We start from the raw sequence: 21,826 nt of genomic DNA on the forward strand, positions 1-21,826 counted from the left end.
AAGGAGTCCGTTCATGGCGCGCAGGAACGCGCAACCGCGGTGGTACTTCTCCCTGCGGAGCCCGTATTCGTGGTTTTGTTACCGGGAACTGCTGGAAACGGAGCCCGCGGTGCTCCACGCCGCGGAATGGATACCGGTCTGGGAACCGGACCCGTTCTCGGAGCGGATGCTCGCCGCACGCGGCGTCGAGCTGCCGGTGGTGCCGATGTCGCGGGCCAAGAACTTCTACATCCTCCAGGACACCCGGCGGCTGGCGAAGGAGCGCGGCCTGCCGATGATCTGGCCGGTCGACCGGGAACCGGTGTGGGAGGTCGCGCACCTGGCCTACCTCGCGGCGACCGACGAGGGCATGGGCCGTCCGTTCCTCGACCGCGTGTACGCGGCGCGCTGGGAACGCGGGGAAGACATCTCCGACCCCGTGGTGATCGGCGCGATCGCCGCAGGGCTCGGGCTCGAGCCGGCCCGCTACGCCGGGGCGGCCGACGACGAGGGGTTGCGCGAGCGGGGGATCGACGTCCTCTCCCGCGTGGCCGACGACGGCGTCTTCGGCGTCCCGATGTTCGTGCTGGGCCGGGAGAAGTTCTGGGGCACCGATCGGCTTGGCCGGTTCCTGGCGGCGTGGCGGGCCCGCACCGCGCCCGCCGAATCGGGCTCAGTTGAGCGAGTGGAATTCGCCGAGGCGGCCAGGGCCGTCTCGGACGGTGGACACGCGGGCGGCTGCGGGTGACCACTGAGTGGGAAACGGACAAAAGCCCGTGGCCCGTTCGGTGGATTACGCGTGCGCAGGCGGGTGGTTTTCCGGCCGGGTGACCAAAAGGGAAAGGCGAAAAAATTTCAAATCCCTTTCCTGCCCGTCCGGCACAGGGTTCTTGCCCGCGGTTACCCGGCTTCCCCTGAATCGCCCGTGCTGCCCCTTGTCCGCGTGACGGCCTTGTGATTTCTTGGAGCTCGATCACGGACTGTCGCAGCAGGCGCACCCAGTGGAGTGGTCTGACTCCGCCCGGGTGGCCCGCGCAGCGGAAACGGTAGGTGGCACTTGGCTTCCGGGACCCCGTTCCCCCCACGGCCGGCCAGGCTGGTGGGGCGTCGGCGAGAGCTCGACCGCTTCACCGAGAGCAGGCGGCTCGCCGGGGACGGTCACGGCCACGCCCTGCTCGTGCGCGGCCCGGCGGGCATCGGCAAGACCAGCCTGCTCGCCGCGGCGCTGCACGACGCGGCGGCGGACCTGCCGGAGGCGGGCCGGATCCTGACCGCCGCGGCGGTGCGGAAGGACGCGAACACCGCCTACGGCGTCGTGCGGGACCTGTTCGCGCCCTTGGGGTTGGCCGGCGAAGCGGGCGAGTCCCTGCTGCAGGGCAGCGCCCGGTTCGCCCGGCACGCGCTGACCACGGACGCGGTCGCGCAACCGCCCGCCGTCGGCTCCTATGCCGTGCAGCACGGGCTGTACTGGCTGGCCGCGTCCCTCGCGACCCCGGGGCCGCTGATCATCGTCGTGGACGACGTGCAGTGGTGCGACGAAAGTTCGCTCCGCTGGCTGGAGTTCCTGGTGCGCCGCGCCGCGGACCTCCCGCTGCTCGTGGTGCTGGCCCAGCGGAGCGGGACGGCGCTCTCGGCCGACGGGACCCTCGCCGAGATCGAGGGCGCGCACGGCACGCGGACCCTCGATCTGGGCCCGCTGCCGCTCGACGCGGTGGCCGAGCTGATCCCGGAGGCCCTGGCCACGCCGGACGGCCTGTTCACCCGCAGGTGCCTCGACGAGACCGGCGGGAACCCGTTGCTGCTGCGCCGGATGCTCGGCGAGCTGGCCCGGACGCGGACCGGCGACGAGCCGCTCTCGCTGTCTTCGCTCGCCGGCTCCGGCCGCGCCGTGCTGGCGACTTCGACGCTCGATCGGCTCTCGGCGCCCACCCGCGCCGTCGCCATGGCCGTCGCGGTGCTCGGGGACGACGATCCGGACCTGCTCGCGAAGCTGGCGGAAGTGCCCGGCGCCGTGGTGTCGGCGGCCCTGGAAACGTTGCAGGCGCACGAAATCCTGCTCGACGGCACCCGCGAGTTCGTGCACGAGCTGGTCCGGGCGGCGATCCTCGACGCCGGGGGCGCGGGCGAGTCGGCCCGCTGGCGCCGGCGTGCCGCGCGGCTGCTCAGCGACGCCGGCCGGCCCGCCGAAGAGGTGGCGGGGCACCTGCTCCTGCTGCCGGAGCTGGACGAGCGGTGGATGGCCGGCATCATGCGGGAGGCGGCGAAGAGCGCCACCGGGCGCGGCGCGCCCGGTACCGCCGCGCGGTACCTGAAGCGGGCATTGGCCTTCGACCCGTCCGACGTCGGCCTGCTGCTGGAGCTGGCGGCCGCGCTGGCGCCGGCGGAACCGTTCGCGGCGTTCGACCTGCTGGAGCGGGCGCGCGGGCTGGCCGGGGACGTGCGGGAGCGGGCGCGGATCGCCGTCCGGCTCGGCATGGTCGCACTGGCCGTCCAGCGCGCGCCGGAGGCGGTGGTCGTGCTGCGCGACGTGGCCGCCGAACTGGACGCCCGGCTCGGGGAACCGCGGTCCGTCGCCGACGCGGGGCTGCGCACGCTGGTCGAGTCGATGGCGCTGATCACCGGGCTCGACGAAAAAAGCACGGTCCCGGCCGCGCTGGCCCGCGTCCGCGAGCAGCCGACGCCGGCCGGGGACGACCCGGCCGAGTGCCAGCTCCTCGGGATGAGGGCGGCAGCGCGGGCCCTGGAAGGCGATTCGGCGGCGACGGCGGTCGCGGAGGCGACCCGGGCGCTGCGCGTCGACCCGGTCGGGCTGGGCGGCTGGGCGGCGCTGGGCGCCGGCCTCGCGCTCCAGCTCGCCGACGAGCTGAAACCCGCGCAGGACGCGCTGAGCCGGCTGATCGAGCACGCGAGCGGCGTGGGTGACGCGTGGACGTACTGCCTCGCGCAGTGCACGCGGGCGATGTTCTGGCACTGGGCGGGCGACCTGACCGAGGCCGGGGCGGACGCGCAGGTCAGCTACGACCTGGCGCACCAGGAATCCTGGGGCGAGACCACGACGATGCCCCGCATCGCACTGGCGACGGTGCTGGCCCCGCGCGGCGACGCGGCCCGCGCCGAGGAACTCCTCGACGGCATCACCCGCCCCCGGCTCGACCGGTTCGCGCTGGAGTACCACTGGTACCTCATGGCCAGGGCACAGGCGCGGGCCGCGCTGGGCGACCCGGCCGGTGCGCTGGACCATCTGCGCCGGTGTGGCGAAAGCCTGAGCGGCGCGGGAATGGCGAACCCGGTCTTCGCGCCGTGGTGGCTGGAAGGCGCGTGCCTGCTGGCGGAGCTCGGCCGGGTTTCGGAGGGCCGGGAACTGGCCGAGCACGGCCAGGCGCTCGCCGAGCGCTGGGGCACGCCCCGCGCGATGGGCATGGGCCTGCTCGCGGCGGGCGTCACGACGCCCGGCGCCGAGGGCGTCGACCTGCTCACCGAGGCGGTCCGGACCTTCGAAGGCGGCCCGGGCCTGCGCGAGCACCAGCGCGCGGAGTACTCGCTGGGCCGGGCGTTGCTGGCCCGCGACGACCGCAAGGGCGCGCGAGAGCACCTGCGGCGAGCGGTCGACGGGTGCACCCGCACCGGCGACTGGCTGTTGCTCGAAGCGGCGCGCACGGCACTCCTCGCGGCCGGCGGCCGGCCGGGGCCCCAGGGAGGTTCGGCCCTCGACACGTTGACGGGCAGCGAGCGCCGGGTGGCGGAGCTGGCCGCCGCCGGCGACGGCAACCGGGCGATCGCGGAGGCGCTGTTCGTCACGGTGCGCACGGTGGAGATGCACTTGACGAGCGTGTACAAGAAGCTGAACGTCGGTGGCCGCGCGGACCTCGCCGCGGTCCTGTCCCGCCGGGACCCGGGATGACGGGCGGCGGAAGAGGTTTCGCCGCGCGGCGGGCGGGTGCCGGGGTGGGCCGGCGCGGCCGGGGCAGCCGCCCCGCAGGACGCGGGACGACCGGCGGCGGAAGGAACCTTGCCGCGCGGCCGGCCGCGAACCCCGCCGGCTTCGGGCACCCCGTACCGAAGCCCGTGCGCCCGGCCGGCGTCCGTCCGAAGTGGACCCCGACGGGATGGTTCGCCGGATGACCGTGCTCGCCGCAGGTGCCGGGGCGGACCTGCTCGCCGAGCGGGTGAGCGAAACCGCGCTGCTCACCGGGCTGCTCACCGAGCTCGAACAAGGCAAGTCCGGCATCGCGGTCGTCACCGGCCTGCCCGGCACCGGCCGCACCAGCCTGCTCTCCCTCCTGGCGGCGCGCGGCCAGGACCGGCCGATCCAGGTGCTCAGCGCCCGCGGCTCGCTGACCGAGTCGGCGCTGCGGTTCGGCGTCGTCTCGCAGCTGGCCTCCGCCCTGCCCGACCGGGCCGTTGCCCGTGCCCTCGGCGAGCTGCTCGCCACCGGCGCGCTCGACGAAGGGTCGCCCGAGCTGTGGCACCCGTTCGTCGAGGCCGCCCGGCGGCGGCCGGTGCTGCTCCTGCTCGACGACGCCCACCTGATGGACGACAGCTCCAAAGCCTGGCTCGGCGCGCTGCTGCGGCGGCTGTGGCAGGTCCCGCTGCTGGTCGTCATCACCGGGGCGGGCGTCGTCCTGCCCTTCTTCGACCAGGAGACCGCCGAACCGTGGCAGCTGTCCGGGCTCAACTGGCACGCGACCCACGTCGTCCGGCTGCGGCCGCTGAGCCGGTCCGGGGTCGCCGAGGTCGTCCGCGCGCACGGGGCCGGCCCCGGCGACGAGGACTTCGTCACCGAGCTGCACGCGGCCACCGGCGGCAACCCCGCCCTGGTCCGCGTCGTGCTCGACCACTGCCGGACCGATCCCGAGCCGGGCGCGCGGCCGGACCGGCTGGCCGCGGACGCGCGCCGCGACCAGATGCTCGGACTGCTCGGCCGGCTGCCCGACGACCTGCGCCGGCTGCTGCGCGCCTTCGTCGTCGCCGGCCACCTGCTCACCCCGGACCAGCTCGGCCCGCTCGCGGGCCGGCAGACGCTGGCGCCCGCGCGGGCGTGGCGCGTGCTCGCCGGCATCGGGCTGGTGCCGGGCCGCGGCCGGTGCGCCGACCCGGCGATCGCGACCTGGGTCCTGGCGGGGATGACCCGCGCCGAACGGGCCGAGCTCTACGGCGCCGCCGCCGAACTGGCGCACCGGTGCGCCCTGCCGGAAGAGGACGTCGCCCGGCTGCTGCTCGGTGCCGGGCCGACGGGGACCCGCTGGGCGCTCGACGCCCTGCTCGCCGCGGCGAGAAGCGCCGCCGGCGAAGCGGCCCCGTACTACCGCCGCGCGTTGCGGGAACCGCTCGCGGACACCACCCGTGCGCAGCTGACGCTCGAACTGGCCGCCGCCGACGGGGTGGCCCCGCACACCGGCGAGGTACGGCTCGCCCGCGCGGCCTTGACGGCGACCACGGACCGGCTGCGGTGCGACCGGCTGGCCGCGGCCGACCTGCTCGTCACGCGCTGCGCGCCGGAACGGGCGGCCGGCCTGCTCACCGGGCTCGCCGCCGGGACCGAGACGGCCGGCCGCGGGACCCTCGCCGCGCTCCACTGGCTCGCCACCGACTCGCCGGACGGGGTGCCCGCCCTCGGCATCCCGGCCGCGGCCTACGCCGAGGACCGCCTGGACCCCGATCGCGCGGGCGCTGCCGCCTGGCTCACCGCGACCCGCGGCACGGACCCGCGACGCGCGCGGAAACTGGCCAGGGTCGCGCTTTCGCCGGGCCGGGACGGCACCCGCCTCTACGCGCCGAGGATCGCCGCCGCCTGGACGCTCATGGCCACCGACGACCCCCTGGAAGCGGCGGAAGGATTGGACGGCGTGCTCGCCGACGCACGCCGCCGGGGGTCGCGGGCCGCCGCCGCGCTGGCCCTGGTCACCCGCGGCCGGCTCAGCCTGCGGCGCGGGCGCGTCCCGGCCGCCGAAGCCGACGCCGAGGCCGCGGTCGAGGGCTACCCGCTGACCCGGTGGCCGCCGCCGATGGCGCGGGCGTTGCTGGGCCTGCAGATCCTGCTCGGCCTGGCCCGCGGCGACCGCGACGCGGCCGAACGGGCGGCCGTGACCCCGACGCGGGGGACAGCGGCCCGCCGGGGCCGGCACCACCTCGACACGCAGCTGCTGTTCGCCCGCGGCCTGCTCGACTGGACCGGGCAGCGCCCGCAGGCCGCGCTGCACCACTTCCAGGAATGCGGCCGGATCCTGCTGAGCCGGGGCTGGGTCAACCCGGCGCTGCTGCCCTGGCGCTCGCTCGCCGGCGTCGCCCAGCGCGACCTCGGCCACCCGGAGGCCGCGGAAGAACTGCTCACGACCGAGTGGGAACTGGCCAGGGCGTGGGGAACCCGGACCGCGACCGGGCTGACCCACCTGTTCGCCGGCATCGCGCTGCCCGCGGGAAGCGCGTCGTTCCGGCTCACTCGCGCGGTCGAGGCGCTGCGGGACTCGCCGGAGCGGATCTGGTACGTCACCGCGGTGCTGCGGCTCGCCGAAGCGCAGCTCGACGCCGGTCAGCCGGCCGGGGTGTCCGGTCTGCTGCACGAGGCCGGGCGCCTGGCGAAGGCCTACCGGCTCGACGCCCAGTCGGCGCGGGTGCGCGACCTCACCGCCCGGCTCGCCGCGCAGCCCCGCCCCGCGGGCTCGGCCCAGCGCGCGGACCGCAAGCGCCAAGCCCTGTCGGAGACGTCGGCGCGGGTGGTGGACATGGTGGTGCAGGGACTGCCGAACGCGGAGATCGCCCGGCGCCTGGCGGTCGGCAAGCGGGCGGTCGAGGTGCGGCTCACCCGCGTCTACCGGCACTTCGGCGTCACCGGGCGCGCCGAGCTGCGGGCGTTGTTCGCGTTGGAGGACGGGGAGTTCGGGACGCCATGCTGATCGAGCGCGACGCCGAGCTGGCGGTGCTGGCCGACCTGCTGGCGGCCGGCGGCCGGGGAGCCGGCTCGCTGGCGGTGATCGGCGGACGGCTCGGCTGCGGCCGCTCGGCGCTCCTGCACGCCGCGGCCGGGCTCGCGGCGGCGAAGGGGATGCGGGTCCTGCGCGCGTCCGCCGCGCCCACCGAACGCCGCTTCCCGCACGGGGTGGCCCGGCAGCTGCTGGAGCCGCTGGTGGCCGAGGGCCGGGATCTGCCCGCGGAGCTGAGCCTGGTCAGCCCGCCCGACCCGGCGGCGCTCGCGGCCGGCCGGCACGCCCTGCTGCACCGGCTGTGGGTGCTGGTCGCCGAAGCCGCCGCGGACCGGCCCGTGGCGCTGATCGTGGACGACCTGCAGTGGTCCGACGCCGAGTCGCTGGGCTGGCTCGCCCACCTCGTCAACCGGCTGCGGGCGATGCCGTTGGTCGTGGTGGCCACCGTGCTCGACGGCGACGCCGGGGCGGACCGCCCGGTGGTCGGCGACCTGGTGCGCGCGGCGGCCGTGGTCCTGCAGCCCGGGCCGCTGTCGCCGGAGGGGACGCGGGCGTTCCTCGGCCACCATTGCGGGGAACCGGCCGGCGAGCGCCTCGCGGCCGCGTGCCGCGAAGTCACCGGCGGCAGCCCGATGTTCCTCGGCGCCCTCGCGGACGCGATGCTCGCCGAGGACCTCCGCCCGGCCGACGGGCAGCTCGCCGAAGTGCTGGCGCTGCGGCCGACCGGCCCGTCGCACCACATCGCCCGCTGCCTGCGCGCCCAGCCGCCGCGGGTGGCGGAGCTGGCGCGGGCGCTGACGTCGTTCGGCGAGGCCGGTGACGCCGCCGCGCTCGAGCGGCTCAGCGGGCTCGACCGGGCGGACCTCGAGGAAGCGGCGGGAGCGTTGCGGCGCCTGGGTTTGCTGGCCGCGGACGGGATCCGGTTCGCCGGTGCCCGGATCGCCGAAGCCGTCGCGGGCACCATGACCGTGGCCGAACAGGACGAGCTGCGGCTGCGCGCGGCCGAGGTGCTCTACACCGACGGCGCGCCGCTGGAGCGGATCGCCGGGGAGCTGCTCGCGACGACGGCCGAACCGGCGCCGTGGGGGACCGAGGTGCTGCGGGGCGCGGCCGCGGCCGCGGCGGACCGGGGCGAGGCCGAGCAGGCGGCGCAGTACCTGCGGCACGCCCTGCTCTACCCGGCGTCCGAGCGGGGGGTGCTGCTCGCCGACCTCGTCGCGGCCGAACGCGGGCGCGACCCCGGCGCCACGACCCGGCACCTCCAGCAAGCGCTTCCCCTGCTGCGGACCCCGGCCGAGCGGGCGGACCTGCTCTGCCGCGTGCCCGCCCTCGCGACCGCGCGCAGCCGCGAGGAAACCGACCTGCTGCGCGGCACCCTCGTCGAACTGGCCGCGAACGGCGGCGAGGAGGACCTGCGGGCGCGGCTGGAAGCCCGGCTCTGGCTGCACGGGCAGGACAACGCGAGCACGTTCACCGCGGCGGCCGACCGGCTGCGCCGTCTCGGCCCGGACCCGGCACCGGCCGGTCCGGGGCAGCGCGAGCTGGTGGTCGCGCTGCTGCACGCGGCGACGCAGGCCGAGACGGTCCCGCGGCGGGCGGCCGCCGACCTCGCCCACCGCGTCCTCGGCCGCGAACCCGGCGGTCCCGCCCAGATGTTCACGGTGCTGCCGCTGGTGACCGCGGTGCTGGTGGCGGCCGACGCCACCGAGGGCCTGGAGTCCTGGTTGCTGGCGGCCGCGGAGCCCGGCCGGGGCGAGCCCGGGCTGGCGGCGCTGCAGGCGTGGACGAACCAGGCGAAGCTGTGGGCCGCGACCGGCGCCCCGGTGCGGGCGCGCGACCGTGCGCTCGAAGCGCTCGAGCACGCCGCGCCGGACTGGTCCACTGTGGTCACCGACTGCGTGGTTCTGTTGGCGCGCCTGGCGATCGAGCTGCGCGACGACGAGCTCGCGGTCCGCGCCCGGCAGGCCGCCGGCGACGCGCGGCTCGCGCCGTGGGAGCTGTCGATGGTCCACGGCGCGGTGGCGGTGACGACCGGGGACCTGCCGACCGCGATCGAGTACGTCGAGGACTTCGGCCGCCAGGTGAGCCGGGCCGGCCGGACCAACGTGGCGTGGTACCCGTGGCGCCTGCTGGCCGCGACCCTGCACAGCCGCGCCGGCCGGCGCGGGCCGGCCGCCGAGCTGGTGGAGCAGGAGTACGAGCACGCGCAACGCTGGGGCGCCCCGGCGGCACTCGGGCGCGCGCTGCGGGCCCGGGCGGCGCTGACGGCGGGCGCACCGGGCATCCGGCTGCTGCACGAGTCGGTGGCGGCGCTGGCGACGTCGGGCGACCGGCTGGAGCTGGCGAAGTCCCTGATCGCCCTCGGCCGGCGCCCCGGCGTCCCCGACGCGGAGGACCACCTGCGCCGCGGCCGCCGGCTGCGCCTGCTCTGCGACCTCCCCGATCCGGCGCCCGGCGACCACCCGCCCGGCCGCACGCCGGCCGGCGACCCGGCCTTGACGACGACCGAGCAGCGGATCGTGGAGCTGGTCGCCCGCGGTGGTCGCAACCGCGACATCGCGGCCGAGCTGGGGGTGACGACGAGAGCCGTCGAGAAGCACCTGACCAGCGCGTACCGGAAGCTGCGCATCAAGGGCCGGGCGGAGCTGGTGACGGGCGCGGCCGCGCCCGCCCGGCACCACGACCTGGCCGACCCGCGCGCCGGGTGACTACCGTGTGCGGGATGGCGCGTTCGGCCGCCTTCGAGCGGTTCCTGGCCGGGGTCACCGCACCCGTCACCAGCGCGAGGGACTCCCTCGACGAGATCCCCGACGTCGGCGCGATCTTCGACCTCGTCGGCGAAGAACGGGCCGAAGCGGAGGACATCCTCATCGCGAAGCTCGCCACCGGCGACGGCCGCGCCGCCGCGGCGCTCGCCGACGCCGGCTGCTTCCGCGCGATCCCGGCGCTCGTCGAGGCGACCTCCGAAGCAGCACCCCCGGCCACGCGGGTGGCCGCCGCGCGGGCGCTGCTCCAGCTCGACGACCTCTCCGGTGAACCCGCCATGGTCCGGTTGCTGCGCACGCACGCGGGCAGCGGCTACGACCGCGGCGCCGCCGTCCGGCTGCTGGCCGAGTTCCCCGCCCCCGACCGGGAACTCCTGTACGAAGTGCTGGCGGCCGATCCCGACCCCACCGCACGATCCGAAGCGACGGACGCGCTGCTCACCCTCGTCGGGCTGGACGACGACGAGCTGCGCTGGGGAGACGTGCTCAAGAGCGTGAGCGGACGGCTGCTGTCCTCGCTGACGACCGTGCAGGCCGAGGCGATGGCCGAGCTGCGGGAGATCGTCACCCGGTGGGAAGCGGGGGAGCCGAGCGAAGACCTGGCCTGGCGCTGTGACAGCGAGGCGGTGCGCCGGTTCGTCGACAGCATCGACAGCGCCGAGCCCGACCTCAGGACGCCCGGGCTGGAGACCCTGACCGGCCGCGAACGCACCCTCGTCGAGAACCTGGTGCTGCTGCGCCTGCACGCCGACCGCCGCGCGGTCCGGGCCGCGGGGACGCTGGGGGTGCACCGGGCGGTCGAGCCGCTGCGGGAGCTGCTCGCCACGGCCGAAGGGCCCGCCCGCACGGAGATCGAGGCCGTCCTGGCCACCCTGACGGGGTGAACGCCGTGGTGACGCCGCGGTGACGTCCGGGGCGCGCGTCCCCTGCCATTCTCGGGTCCGATGCCCGTCCCCATGAAGGTCCGCGGTCCGCGGCCGCCCGCCGTGACGACCGACGTCACGTCCGCCGTGACGTCCGCGGCGCCGCCGCGCCGGCCGGAGACCCGCGGCGCCCTGGACCCCGGCCCCGCGGACGTCGTCCGCGCGCAGTCGCTGGTCGGCAACGCGGCCGTGTCGGCGGTCCTGGGCGGCCCGCCGCGGGGGAGCGAGCCGAAACCGGGCACGTGGGCCGCGCGGATGATGCTGACCGGGCAGCAGCTGGTCGGCAACCAGGTCGTCGCGAGCCAGGCGCCATCGGTGCCTCCTGCTCAGCGAGTGCCGGTGCCGGCCGCGAAGAAGCCTCCGGCCCCGGTCGCGCAGAAGGCGAAACCTGCCGCCGCGGACCGGCCGGCCGAGCCGGACAAGTCCACAGTGGAGCGTCCGGACAAGCAGGCGCCGAAGGAGAAGGCGGCCGGCCCCCGCACCCCGGGCGCGGACCCGAAGTTCCAGGCGCTGAAGAAGGACGTCGCCGCCAAGAAGAAGACCATCGGCGCGAGCCACCCACCCGCGCCGGCGGAAGCGGGCTCGGCGCAGGCGGCCGCCGTCGCGCCGGCCGACGACCAGGAAGCCCGTGGCAAGGCCGCGCACGCCGAGGACATGGACGCCGCGCAGCCCAAGGAGTTCGACAAGAAGGCGTTCGTGGACGCCGTGCGGAAAGCGGTTGCCGACAAGGCGCCCAAGAACCTCGACGAGGCCGACAAGTTCGGCGAGTCCGGCAAGGCCGGCGAGATCAAGACCGAAGTCCAGGGCAAGGTCGGCGCAGGCAAGGACGCTTCGGCCAAGGAGATCGCCGACACCACCGCCGCACCACCGGAACCCGCGCCGGACGCCAAGCGGGTCGTCCCGATGGCGCCGGACCGGGTGCCCGCCAAGCCCGGTGCGCCGAACCCGGCCCAGGCCGCTCCCGACACCCTGCCGCCGTCCGCCACGGACCTGTCCGCCGGTCCCGAGCAGGTCGACCGGCAGCTGGCCGCCGCGGACGTCACCGAACAGCAGCTGACGTTCCAGAACTCGCACGAGCCGGGGTTCGACAAGGCTGTCCAGGACAAGAAGGCCCTGGACGCGCACTCGGAGGCGGCGCCGAAGAAGCTGCGGGCCGACGAGCACCGCGAGATCGGCGAGGTGAAGGCCGGCGCGGCCGCCCGCGGTTCCGCCGCCATGGCGGGCATCCACGTGACCCGGGTGGCCACCGGCCGGCGCGTCGGCACCGGGAAGGCGGGCACCAAGAAGACCGACGAGGACAAGCGGACGGAGGTCACCGACCTCCTGCAGAAGGTCTTCGACCGGACCAAGGGCGACGTCGAGCAGATCCTCACGGACCTGGACAAGAAGGTCGACGACGAGTTCACCACCCAGGAGAAGCGCGCCCGGGACCGGTTCACGCAAGAGCACGAAGACGGGATGCGCCGCTACAAGGACGAGCGGTACGGCGGCTGGGACGGCTGGATCAAGTGGGGCCGCGACCTGTTCGCGGGCCTGCCGGAGGAGGCCAACCGCATCTACGAAGGCGCGAAGGACCACTACCTGACCGCGATGGGCCTGCTCATCTCCGACATCGCCGACCTGGTGGAACGGGAGCTGCGCCGCGCCAAGGACCGCATCGCCGGCGGCCGCCGGGAGCTCCAGGCCGCCGTGGACGCGCTCCCGGCCGACCTGAAGGCGATCGGCCGCGAGGCGGCCACCGGCTTCGCGAGCCAGTTCGACGAGCTGAAGGACACCGTCGACGACAAGGGCACCCAGCTCGTCGACACGCTCGCCACGAAGTACACCGAAGCGGTCAAGGCCGTCGACGACGAGATCGCGGCCGAGAAGGAGAAGAACAAGGGCCTGGTCGCGAAGGCCGCGGACGCGATCGGCGGCGCGATCAAGGCGATCGTCGAGCTCGGCCGCATGTTGCTGGGGGTGCTGGCCAAGGCGGTCAGCGCGATCGGCGCGATCCTGAAGGACCCGATCGGGTTCCTCGGCAACCTGGTCACCGGGGTCGGCGGCGGGCTGAAGCTCTTCCTCCGCAACGCGGGCAAGCACCTGGAACAGGGGGTGCTGGCGTGGCTGCTGGGCACCGCCGCCACGGCCGGGCTCCAGCTGCCGACGACGTTCGACATCGCCGGCATCCTGATGCTGATCGCCACGCTGCTCGGCATCTCGTGGCCGAACATCCGGTCCCGGCTGGTCCGCAAGGTACCGGAGAAGGCCGTCGCCGCCGCCGAGTTCGCCGTGCCGGTGCTCGTGGAGGTCAAGCGGCGGGGCATCCTCGGCATGGTCGACGACGTCAAGACCCGCGTCGGCGACCTGAAGAAGACCCTGGTCGACGACCTGGTGTCGTACCTGCTGCCGACGATCGTCATCGCCGGCATCACGTGGATCCTGTCGCTGTTCAACCCGGCGTCGGCGTTCATCCGCGCCTGCAAGATGATCATCGACATCATCCGGTTCGTCGTCCTGAACGCCCGGCAGATCATCGACTTCGTCAACGCCGTGCTCGACGCGGTCCTCGCGATCGCCCGCGGCGGCACCGGCGGCGTGCCCGCGCTGGTCGAACGCGCCCTCGCCCGCGCCGTCCCGGTCCTGATCGGCGCGCTCGCCGCCCTGCTCGGCATCGGGGGCATCGCGGGCAAGGTCCGCCAGATCTTCCAGAAGCTGTCCAGGCCGGTGGACCGCGCGATCGACTGGGTCGTCGACAAGATCGCCGGGCTGGTGAAGAAGCTCTGGGCCAAGCTCAAGCCGAAGCCGCGCCGGCCCGTGCGCGGGCGGCCGGACGACCACCTGCCCGCCCGGCGCCGCACGCCGTCGAGCCGGCGTGCTCCCCGCCCCGCGAAGAAGGACGACTCGGCGCTGCGCCGGAAGCTCATGGCCGCGCTGCACGAGGCCGGCCGGCTGGCCGACCGCGTGTCCGGCGACCAGGACGCCGTGCGACGCGGGCTGCCCGCGATCAAGTCCCGGTACCGGCTCACCACGCTCACAGCGACCACCCGGCCCGGTGCCGGCGAGGCGGTGCTGTTCCTCTTCGACGGGGCGATCAACCCGCGGGCCAAGTTCGAGCACCTGGCGAACGACCACTACCTGTTCGAGGCCCAGCGGGCTTACAAGCGGTCGAACCCCGCGGACAGCCTCGAGTTCGCCATCGACGACATGCCGGGCCGGATGGGTGCCACCGTGCCCGGGCTGAGGAAGGTCGTCCGGCTCGGCGAGACGCAGGCGCGCAAGTACGCCGAGAAGTGGGTCGTCGAAGGCAAGCTCAGCAAGAAGGTCACGGCGCGCGGCCGCGTCGTCTACAGCTTCGTGCACCTGACCGACGTCGACCTGCGGGTGCCCTTCGACCATCCGGAGCGTGCCAAGTGGATGGCGGGCGCGGCGAAGATCCACCTGTCGTCCGCGAAGGCCGCCCATCTCTGGTACCTGGTCATCGCGGGCCTGCGCGACCACCGGCCGGACTACTTCGAGATCGTCGCCGACGAACTGATGCGCGGCATGCGGATCCCGCCCGGCAAAGGCGCGCTCTGGTCGAAGGGCGTCGACCTCAGCGACTACGTGGCCGGCCTCGGGTTCGTCACGCTGGAGACGCAGGAGTTCTACAACGTCACCGAGGGCCTGGTCCTGCTCGACGACTGGGCCGTCGTCCGCCCGCTGTGGGTGACCTTCTCCCGGCGGTACGCGGGCAGCCTCCGCAAGGAGATCCACGTCTTCGTGCGGCAGTTCCTGGCGTCGTCGGTGCTCGTCGAAACCGAGCTGCCCACGGTGCGCCGGATCATGCGGTCGACCGGTCTCTCGATCGCCCTGAAGTTCCACGGCATGGACTGGGGTGACGACCCCACGAAGATCCTGGCGAACCCGGTACCCCGGTACTGGCGGGAACTGCTGGCCGACGGCACCGCCCTCAAGGAGGGGCAGCAGCACGTGCTCGACGAGGCGGCCGCCCGGTCCGCGACCGACCGGGCGCGGCTGCGGTTCACCACCAGCCAGGCGAACAAGCGGGCGGCGGGGACCCGGACACCGACCGGGGACGTCGACCCGGACGCGCTGGACCGGCTGATGGGGGCGCTGCCGGTGGTGCAGGCCACGCCCGGCTCGTTGCGGCGGTTCGCCCGCACCGCCGTCCGGGCCGCCGGGGACGTCGAGCTGGTGCCGGTCGGCGGCGGGTACTCGGGCGCGCCGGTGCAGCGGATCCTCGACGCGAGCGGCACACTGCTCGGCGTGCTGAAGATCTTCCCCAGCCGGGAGCAGTTCGCGATGGAGCTGTCGGCGCTCGCGCGGCTGGGCCGGGTGCGGATCGTCGGCGGCCGCGCGGTCGCCGCGCTGGGCGTCGCGCGGACGACCACGGCGGGCCTGGTGGCTACGAGCGCGGCGCGCGGCCAGGACGTCGAAGGGATGATGAAGGAGACCGGCGCCACCCCGAGCGGACCGGAGCGCAGGCGGCTGTTCGCGCAGCTGAGCACGGCCGTCGCCGGGATCGGGCGCACGCTCGCCCAGCTGCACACCTCGCCGACGGGCTCAGGCGGTCCGGTCGCCGACGCGTTCCTGCGGCGGCACCTCGACGACATGGCGGACCGCCGGACCAGGCTGACCGGCCTCCGCGACCAGCTGGCCCACGCCGGGATCGACGTCCGCGTGCTCCAGTCGCGGATCGACGCGCTGGTCGCGGGCTTCCGCGCGCACCCGGGCGGGGCGGCGCTCGTGCACGGCGACGCGCACCCCGGGAACTACTTCTTCGACCCGGCGAACGGCGTGACCATCATCGACGTCACGACCCTGCACCTGTCCATCGACGCCCACGGCCACCCGATCGGCGCGCCGTCCCGCGACGTCGGCGTCTTCGCGCAGCAACTGGCGCACTACAGCGTCGCACTGAAGCTCACCCGCGCCGAAGTGGCGACCTTGCAGTCCGTGTTCCGCCGCGCGTACGCGGCCGCCGGTGCCACCGGCACGACGCCGCAAGCGGACGCGTTCTTCCGGGCCCGGGCGTCGCTCGGCTGGCTGATGCGGGCGATGGACGACCTGCGGGCCCGGACCGTGCACGGTGTGGTCCCGCCCATCGATCCGGTGCAGCAGCAGCACATCGACCTCGCCGCCGAAGCGTTCGGGCTCTGATGACGACGTCGCCGTTTCCGTTGGCGGGCACCGGGAAGGTGCGATGGCGTGTCCCGCTGCCCGGCCGGCACGTCGCCGGGATCTCGGTGGCGGCGGACGGAATGTGCTTCGTGACGACGGAAACCGGCGTGGTCGCCCTGCACGGCCCCGAGGTCCGCTGGACCGCCGACGGGGGCGCCCTGCTGCTCGACGGCGATCTGCTCGTCACGGCGGGCGCCGACGGGTACGAACTGCGTGACCGGCGGACCGGTGCCGTCACCGGGGTGCTCCGGACGGCGCCGAGGTCCGCGCCGATGCCGCTGGCGGACGGGTCGCTGGTGTTCCTGACACCCGGGCCCGTGCTCCGTGCGGCCACGCTGACCGGCGAGCCGCGCTGGGCGGCCGAGGTGCCCGCGCCGGCGTGGCCGCTCGTCTGGCACGACACCGTGTTCGTCGCCGGGCGTGCCGCGGTCCGGGCGTTCGACCGGGACGGCGCCGCGCTGTGGCTGGCCGAGCCGGCGGGCGACGTGGCCGGGACCATGGTCGGCCTGCCGGACGGCGGCGTCCTGGTGCCGGTCCACGGCGAGGAGCACACCGGCTACGTCGTGCTCGACCCGGGCGGCGAAGTCCGGCCGGTGCCCGCGCACCTGCCGCCCGGCAGCCTGGCGGTGCCGCTGCCCGGCGGCCGGCTCGTGCTGCCCGGCTGGCCCGAGCGGGACGACGTGGGGGAGTGGCGCCCGACAGTGTCCATAGTGGACAGTGGAACCGGAGCAGTGGTCCAGCACCACCGCCTGCGCGCCGACGTGCAGGGTATCGCCGCCGGCGCGAACGGGCTGGTCGCCGTCGCGAGCAGCCCGACGTGGGAGCGCTGGACGAAGTACCACGGCTGGCCCGGGTTCGACCTGAGCCAGGACTGTTCCGTGCTGTTCCTCGACGAGGACGGCCCGCGGGGTACCTGGACGGCGGGCCGGCCGATCACCGGCCCGCTCGCCGTCGGCGCGAACGGCGACCTGCTGGTCCCGCTCTCGGGCGAGCTGATCAGCCTCGGCTGACGAGCTTCCGCCTGTCGGCTCGCACCTGGCGTGACACCCCCAAGCTGCCAGGTCGGTCCTGAGCGGGCGCGGGACACTTGCTGCTGCGGCCCGGGGAACGTCGAGCTTCAGGAGCGCGGTCCGGCCCGGTCGATGAGCGGCCCAAGTCTGGACAGGCCCTGCCGGCTTTCGTCAGCGGTGTGTGGCAACGGACCGGTCCCCGAAGCCCTGGTCCGCGGCCGGTGGACGCGAACCAGGGCGTTCGAGGCAGCGGACTACCGGGCCGGGGCGCCCGTGCCGGCCTGCGCCGGCGCCGCCAGCGCGGGCTTGGCGGCCACTTTGCCGCTGGAGGCCAGCACGGTCGTGTTGAAGGCCATGTCGACGACCATGGTGGCGAATCCCCTGGACACGAACGTCATCACCTTCGGATCGTTGTTGGCGAGGTTGTCGCACCAGCGGAACGGGTTGTCGACGCAGCCGCCGTCGGTACTCGGCACGTTCCCCTCGAAGTTGCCCAGCGATCCGCCGAACAGATCGACGTCGGACTGAAGCTTGCAGCAGTCCTGCCCGGTCAGCACCCCGCTCGCGGGAATCCCGGCCTGGTTGAAGGAGAACGCGTCCGTACCGACCGGCGAGAACAAGATGTTCTTCTTCCCGATGGAGGTGAAGTACCCGATGCCCTGGTCCCTCGCCACCTTCGACGGCTCGTACACCTGCGGCGGGAACTGCGTCGAAACGGTACGGCCGAACAGGTCGACACCGGCCGGATCGAGGACGCCGACGACGTAGTTCGGTGTCGCCGTCACGTCCGCGTCCAGGTCGTAGCCGATCTTGGACAGCTCGGCCGGGCTGAGGTTGTTCACGTAGAACGCCGAGCCCAGCAGCCCCAGCTCTTCGCCACCGAACCAGATGAAGCGCAGCTTGTTGCGCGGCTTGACCTTGTGCATCATCTGGGCGATGTCGAGGATCGTCGCGGAGCCGGACGCGTTGTCCAGCATGCCGGCGCCGTAGATCGCGTCGAGGTGCGCGTCGACGACCACGACGTGGTTCGGGTCCCCGCCCTTCGAGTCGGCGATGACGTTGTAGTCGTCGGCGTTGGGGTTGACGACCGCCTTGACGGCGAGGTTGAGCACAGGCAGGGCGGTCGCGCCCTGTACCGCCGCATTGTACTGGTTGAAGAGGTCCTGGCCGGTCGCGAACGAGGTGAACGAAACCGGGATCGTCGGGACGATCCGGTTGCCGGCGGCGTCGGACAGGGTGCCGTTGAGCACGGCCGTGCGTCCCGGGTTGCCTTCGTTGAAGATGACCACGCCGGTCGCGCCGGCGGCCTGTGCGTTCTGGACCTTGACGCCGAAGGGGCACGTGCCCCGCTGGATCAGCGCGACGCGACCCGGGACGAACCCGGTGAAGTCACCGGCCGTGCAGCCGCTGGCCGAGCTGGGGGCCGGTGTCGGCGGGATGACGATGCCGCCCGCGGGCTGCAGGGCCGCGGTCGTGGACCCGGTGGCCTGGCCCGGGTTCCAGTCGGTGACGGCGGTGTAGTCGTGCGATGTCGGCGATACCTCGCTGAACGTCGGCACGGCCGTGTAGGCGAAATAGAAGAACTTGTAGTTCTGGATCGTGACGTCGTAGCCGGCTTGGCGCATCACCCTGGCGACGTAGTCCGCCGACGCCTTGTAGCCCGGCTCGCCGGAGTTGCGCGACGGATGGCCGTCGGGTCCCGGGTTGGCGTTGGCGATCCCCTGGAAGACCCGCATGTGGTGCCAGAGATCGTCGGTTCTGATGCAGGGCACCAGTTTGCTCGCCGTGTTGTTGACCCGGTCGGCGCAGCCGGGTGGCCCGCCGCCCCCGTCCGGCGCGGCAGCGGCGGCTTGCGCTGTCGTGAACCCCACGACGAGCGCGGCAACCGCGGCCACGACGCCGACCCGACCCGATGAACCCCGCAGAAAACCGGACATTCGGCAGCTCCCATCCTGAGCGATCCGCATTCGCCAACCGACCGAACCTTCCCACCGTCCCACAGTCTGGACCAACTGGCCAGATGCACATTTCGTGACGAATAGTCACGTCCTGGATTCAGGGTTCGGGAAAACGATTTCAGGATCTCGAATGTGGGTTAGTAACTGTTCGAAAAGCGAATCACGCCGGGAACGATGAACGCGCGGTGTATCCGAAGTCGGAGAGCAGATTGACGCCGTTGACGGCGCGGGAGCGCGCGGAGCTTGAGATAGCGGACGCGCCAGGCGACGTCCCCCGGGGGTGTGCACGGGATGGCCGACACCCTGGAAGGACTCGCCCTCGACGCCCGCGCTCGCCGCGCCGAGCCGGTTGCGGGCTCAGAGTCCGCTGACGAGAGCGTGCATGGCGTTGAGGATGTCCGCCGGCTTGGCCCGCTCCCGGGCCACTTGCGACAGTGCGGACCGGATCGCCCCACGAGGAGTTCGCCGATCGCCTCCGGCGGGGCCGTCGTCTTCACGTGGCCGGCCTTCTGCGCCTCGGTGAGGTCCTTGGCACCACGGCCTGGCGTCCGGCTGGGCGTTCGCGATTCCGGTTAGCGGGTAGGCGAATTGGTGCCAGCGGTGCAGACAGCGCGACCGGCGGCGGCGATGGTGGCGGAGGTGCGGCGTCACTGCCGGCGGCGCGGTCAGGAGGATGTTCATGCTGTTCCGTCAGTTGGAGTACTTCGTGGCGGTGGCCCGGGAGAAGCATTTCGCGCGCGCCGCGGAGGCCTGTTACGTGTCCCAGCCCGCCTTGTCGGTGGCGATCGCCAAGCTCGAGCGGGAGCTGAACGTCACGCTGATCAACCGGGGGCACAACTACCAGGGCCTGACCCCGGAGGGCGAGCGGCTGGTCGGGTGGGCCCAGCGGCTCCTCGCGGAGCAGGAGGCGTTCAAGGCGGAGGCGGCCGCCGTCCGGTCGGGGGTCACCGGGACGCTTCGCGTCGGCATGGAACCGACCGCGTCGACCACCCTCGCGCTTCCGCTGGCGGCGTTCTGCGCCGAGCACCCGCGGGCCAGCGTGCGGATCAGCTCGCGGCGGTCCGCCGCGGAACTGCGCCGCCGGCTGGAGGCGTTCGAGCTGGACGTCGCGATCGCGCACTTCGCGCCGGATGACTGGGAGGGTCTGGAGGCGGTGCCGCTGTACACGGAGCGGTACCTGCTGCTGGCCGCCGAGGGGTTGCTGCCGGGGACCGAGTCGCTGACGTGGGCGGACGCGGCCCGGCTCCCGCTCGCACTGCTTGAACCCGACATGCGCATCCGCCAGGTCATCGACCGCGCGTTCGCGGAGGGCGGGGCCCGGGTGACCCCGCAGCTGTCCACGGACTCGGTGGCTTCCCTGTACGCCCAGGTCAGTGTCGGTGCGTGCGCGACGATCGTGCCGCACACGTGGCTGGGGGCGATGCCGGTGCAGGACGGGATCAGGGCCGTTCGCCTGGTCGCCCCGGATGCTCGCGCACAGGTCTCGGCGGTGGTCCACGCGGGGCCGTGCGGGTCGGTCACGGCACGCGCTTTCGTGGCCGCGACGCGGGGCCTGGCGCTGGACGACTTCTTCGGCACGGTTCTGCCGGCCGGTGGCGGGGTCAGTGCCCGAACCGGGCGGTGACCGCCTTCCGGTCGAGCGCGCCCTTCGGCGTGTGCGGCAGGGCGTCGACGATGTCGATCCGGTCGGGCACCTCGAACGCCGGCAGCCTGCCGCGGCAGTGGTCGAGTATCCCCAAGGGCGTGACGTCCGCGATGGCGTGCTCCGCCGTGACGACCACGGCGGCGCCGACCCGTTGCCCGTAGACCGGGTCGGGGATGGCGAACACGGCGGCCTCCAGCACGCCCGGACACCCGGCGAGGACGTCCTCGACGTGCTCGGGCGCGATCTTCTCCCCGCCACGGTTGATGAGGTTCTTGATGCGCCCGGTCAGGAACAGGTACCCGTTCGCGTCCAGGCGGCCGAGGTCTCCGGTGCGGAACCAGCCGTCGACGAAGCTTTTCGCCGTCTCGGTGGGGCTGTCGAGGTAGCCGCGGGCGACGGTCGGCCCCTGCACCCACACCTCGCCCTCGTCACCGGTCGCAACATCCTGCCCGTCCCGGTCGAGCAACCGGACGTCCACGCCGGTCGCGCGGCCGCACGAGCCCTGCACCAGGGACCCGAGGGGCTCGGCGGCGGCCTGGTGCGCGGTCTCGGTCATCCCGTACGCGCCCAGCAGTGGTACGCCGAGCAGCCGTTCCATCGCCCGTGCGGTGGCCGTGTTGAGGGGAGCGCTGCAGCTGCGTGCGAACCGCAGTGGTGCGACGCCGGGACCGGGGAAGTCGCGTGCGGCCCGGTTCAGCAGGATCTCGTAGATCGTGGGGACGGCGGTGAACCACGTCGCGCCCGCCGCGCGCAGGTCGTTCCAGAACGTGTGCGCCGAGAACCGGCCGGTCGCCGGCAGCAGCACGCGGCCGCCGGTGGCGAGGGAGGCCAGGAGCGTGGTGAACAGCCCGTGACCGTGGAAGAGCGGCATGACGGCGACCGTCGCGTCCGCGGGGCCCAGTTCGTAGGTGGTGCAGATGTTCCGGATGGACGCGGCCACGTTCGCGTGCGTCAGCGGCACCGCCTTCGCCCGGTTGGTGGTGCCCGCGGTGAACAGGACGAGCGAGTCGTCGTCGGTGAGCCCGTGGTTCGCGTGGCGCGGCCCCGGCGGCGCGGTCGTGTCGAGGGTGGCCGTCGCGGCGGCCGCGTCGACGCGCAGTGGCCAGCTGGGGATGGCGGCCTGCCCCGGGCCGGTGGTGATCACCGCCCGCGCGCCGACCGCGCCGACGCGGGCCGCGAGTTCCGCCGGCGGCAGGGCGGGGTCCAGCGGAGCGACCACCCCGCCGGCCCGCGCGGCGCCCAGGAGCCCGACGACGAACTCGGCGTTGTCGGCGCACACGAGACCGACCGGGTCGCCACGCCGCAGGCCCGCACCGCGCAGCCGGCCGGCCACTTCGTCGACCATGGTGGCCAGGGCGCCGTAGGAAATCGGTGTCCGGTCGGCGGTGACCACCAGTGCCGTGGTGCTGCGCACCTGCCGGTCGAGGAGATCGGCGATCTCGGTGCTGGTCGTCGTTTCCATT

10 protein-coding genes are annotated in these 21,826 nt (G+C 74.1%); 8 read left to right on the forward strand and 2 right to left on the reverse strand.

Features of this window, described 5'->3' with window-relative positions; translation table 11 throughout:
- The first annotated feature begins 13 nt into the window (after positions 1-13).
- The 7 genes from OG738_RS26695 (at position 14) to OG738_RS26725 (ending at position 16,760) form a co-directional block, all read left to right on the forward strand.
- A complete protein-coding gene (locus OG738_RS26695) occupies positions 14-727 on the forward strand; it encodes a 2-hydroxychromene-2-carboxylate isomerase (protein ID WP_329044955.1) in 714 nt (237 codons plus the stop codon).
- Positions 728-1,078: 351 nt separating this feature from the next.
- On the forward strand, positions 1,079-3,880 hold the full coding sequence (locus OG738_RS26700) for a helix-turn-helix transcriptional regulator (protein ID WP_329044957.1): 2,802 nt from the start codon (positions 1,079-1,081) through the stop codon (positions 3,878-3,880).
- A 217-nt stretch (positions 3,881-4,097) separates the two neighbouring features.
- The gene (locus OG738_RS26705; RefSeq protein ID WP_329044958.1) at positions 4,098-6,872 is read left to right on the forward strand and encodes an AAA family ATPase; all 2,775 of its coding nucleotides are present in this window, start codon (positions 4,098-4,100) and stop codon (positions 6,870-6,872) included.
- Entirely contained in the window at positions 6,866-9,607 is a 2,742-nt protein-coding gene (locus OG738_RS26710) for an AAA family ATPase (protein ID WP_329044959.1), read from the forward strand. Before OG738_RS26705 ends, OG738_RS26710 begins: the two co-directional genes overlap by 7 nt.
- A gap of 14 nt (positions 9,608-9,621) precedes the next feature.
- Positions 9,622-10,548: a HEAT repeat domain-containing protein gene (locus tag OG738_RS26715; protein ID WP_329044961.1), complete on the forward strand. Its 927-nt coding sequence runs from the start codon at positions 9,622-9,624 to the stop codon at positions 10,546-10,548.
- Positions 10,549-10,608: 60 nt separating this feature from the next.
- Positions 10,609-15,729, forward strand: coding sequence for a phosphotransferase (locus OG738_RS26720; protein WP_329044962.1), 5,121 nt, complete (start codon positions 10,609-10,611; stop codon positions 15,727-15,729).
- A complete protein-coding gene (locus tag OG738_RS26725) occupies positions 15,729-16,760 on the forward strand; it encodes a PQQ-binding-like beta-propeller repeat protein (RefSeq protein WP_329044964.1) in 1,032 nt (343 codons plus the stop codon). The genes OG738_RS26720 and OG738_RS26725 overlap by 1 nt, the downstream gene beginning before the upstream one ends.
- A gap of 254 nt (positions 16,761-17,014) precedes the next feature.
- Here the strand turns inward: OG738_RS26725 and OG738_RS26730 are convergent, their stop codons facing one another.
- Positions 17,015-18,655 carry a M28 family peptidase gene (locus OG738_RS26730; RefSeq protein ID WP_329044966.1) on the reverse strand — a complete coding sequence of 547 codons (1,641 nt, stop codon included), beginning with the start codon at positions 18,653-18,655 and terminating at the stop codon, positions 17,015-17,017.
- A 742-nt stretch (positions 18,656-19,397) separates the two neighbouring features.
- On the opposite strand from OG738_RS26730, the gene OG738_RS26735 reads away from it, so the two are divergent.
- Positions 19,398-20,342 (forward strand): LysR family transcriptional regulator, encoded by a 945-nt coding sequence (locus tag OG738_RS26735; protein WP_329044967.1) that lies wholly within the window; start codon positions 19,398-19,400, stop codon positions 20,340-20,342.
- Here the strand turns inward: OG738_RS26735 and OG738_RS26740 are convergent.
- A complete protein-coding gene (locus tag OG738_RS26740; protein WP_329044968.1) occupies positions 20,320-21,825 on the reverse strand; it encodes a FadD7 family fatty acid--CoA ligase in 1,506 nt (501 codons plus the stop codon). The genes OG738_RS26735 and OG738_RS26740 overlap by 23 nt on opposite strands.
- Position 21,826: the final 1 nt, after the last annotated feature.

The sequence above is a fragment of the Amycolatopsis sp. NBC_01488 genome (assembly GCF_036227105.1).
Classification (GTDB): Bacteria; Actinomycetota; Actinomycetes; order Mycobacteriales; family Pseudonocardiaceae; genus Amycolatopsis.

Bases quoted from the DNA above. Each gene is read 5' to 3' on its own strand.
- OG738_RS26695 (WP_329044955.1), top strand. From the start codon at position 14: ATGGCGCGCAGGAACGCGCAACCGCGGTGGTACTTCTCCCTGCGGAGC.
- OG738_RS26705 (WP_329044958.1), top strand. From the start codon at position 4,098: ATGACCGTGCTCGCCGCAGGTGCCGGGGCGGACCTGCTCGCCGAGCGG.
- OG738_RS26710 (WP_329044959.1), top strand. From the start codon at position 6,866: ATGCTGATCGAGCGCGACGCCGAGCTGGCGGTGCTGGCCGACCTGCTG.
- OG738_RS26715 (WP_329044961.1), top strand. From the start codon at position 9,622: ATGGCGCGTTCGGCCGCCTTCGAGCGGTTCCTGGCCGGGGTCACCGCA.
- OG738_RS26720 (WP_329044962.1), top strand. From the start codon at position 10,609: ATGCCCGTCCCCATGAAGGTCCGCGGTCCGCGGCCGCCCGCCGTGACG.
- OG738_RS26725 (WP_329044964.1), top strand. From the start codon at position 15,729: ATGACGACGTCGCCGTTTCCGTTGGCGGGCACCGGGAAGGTGCGATGG.
- OG738_RS26735 (WP_329044967.1), top strand. From the start codon at position 19,398: ATGCTGTTCCGTCAGTTGGAGTACTTCGTGGCGGTGGCCCGGGAGAAG.
- OG738_RS26740 (WP_329044968.1), bottom strand. From the start codon at position 21,825: ATGGAAACGACGACCAGCACCGAGATCGCCGATCTCCTCGACCGGCAG.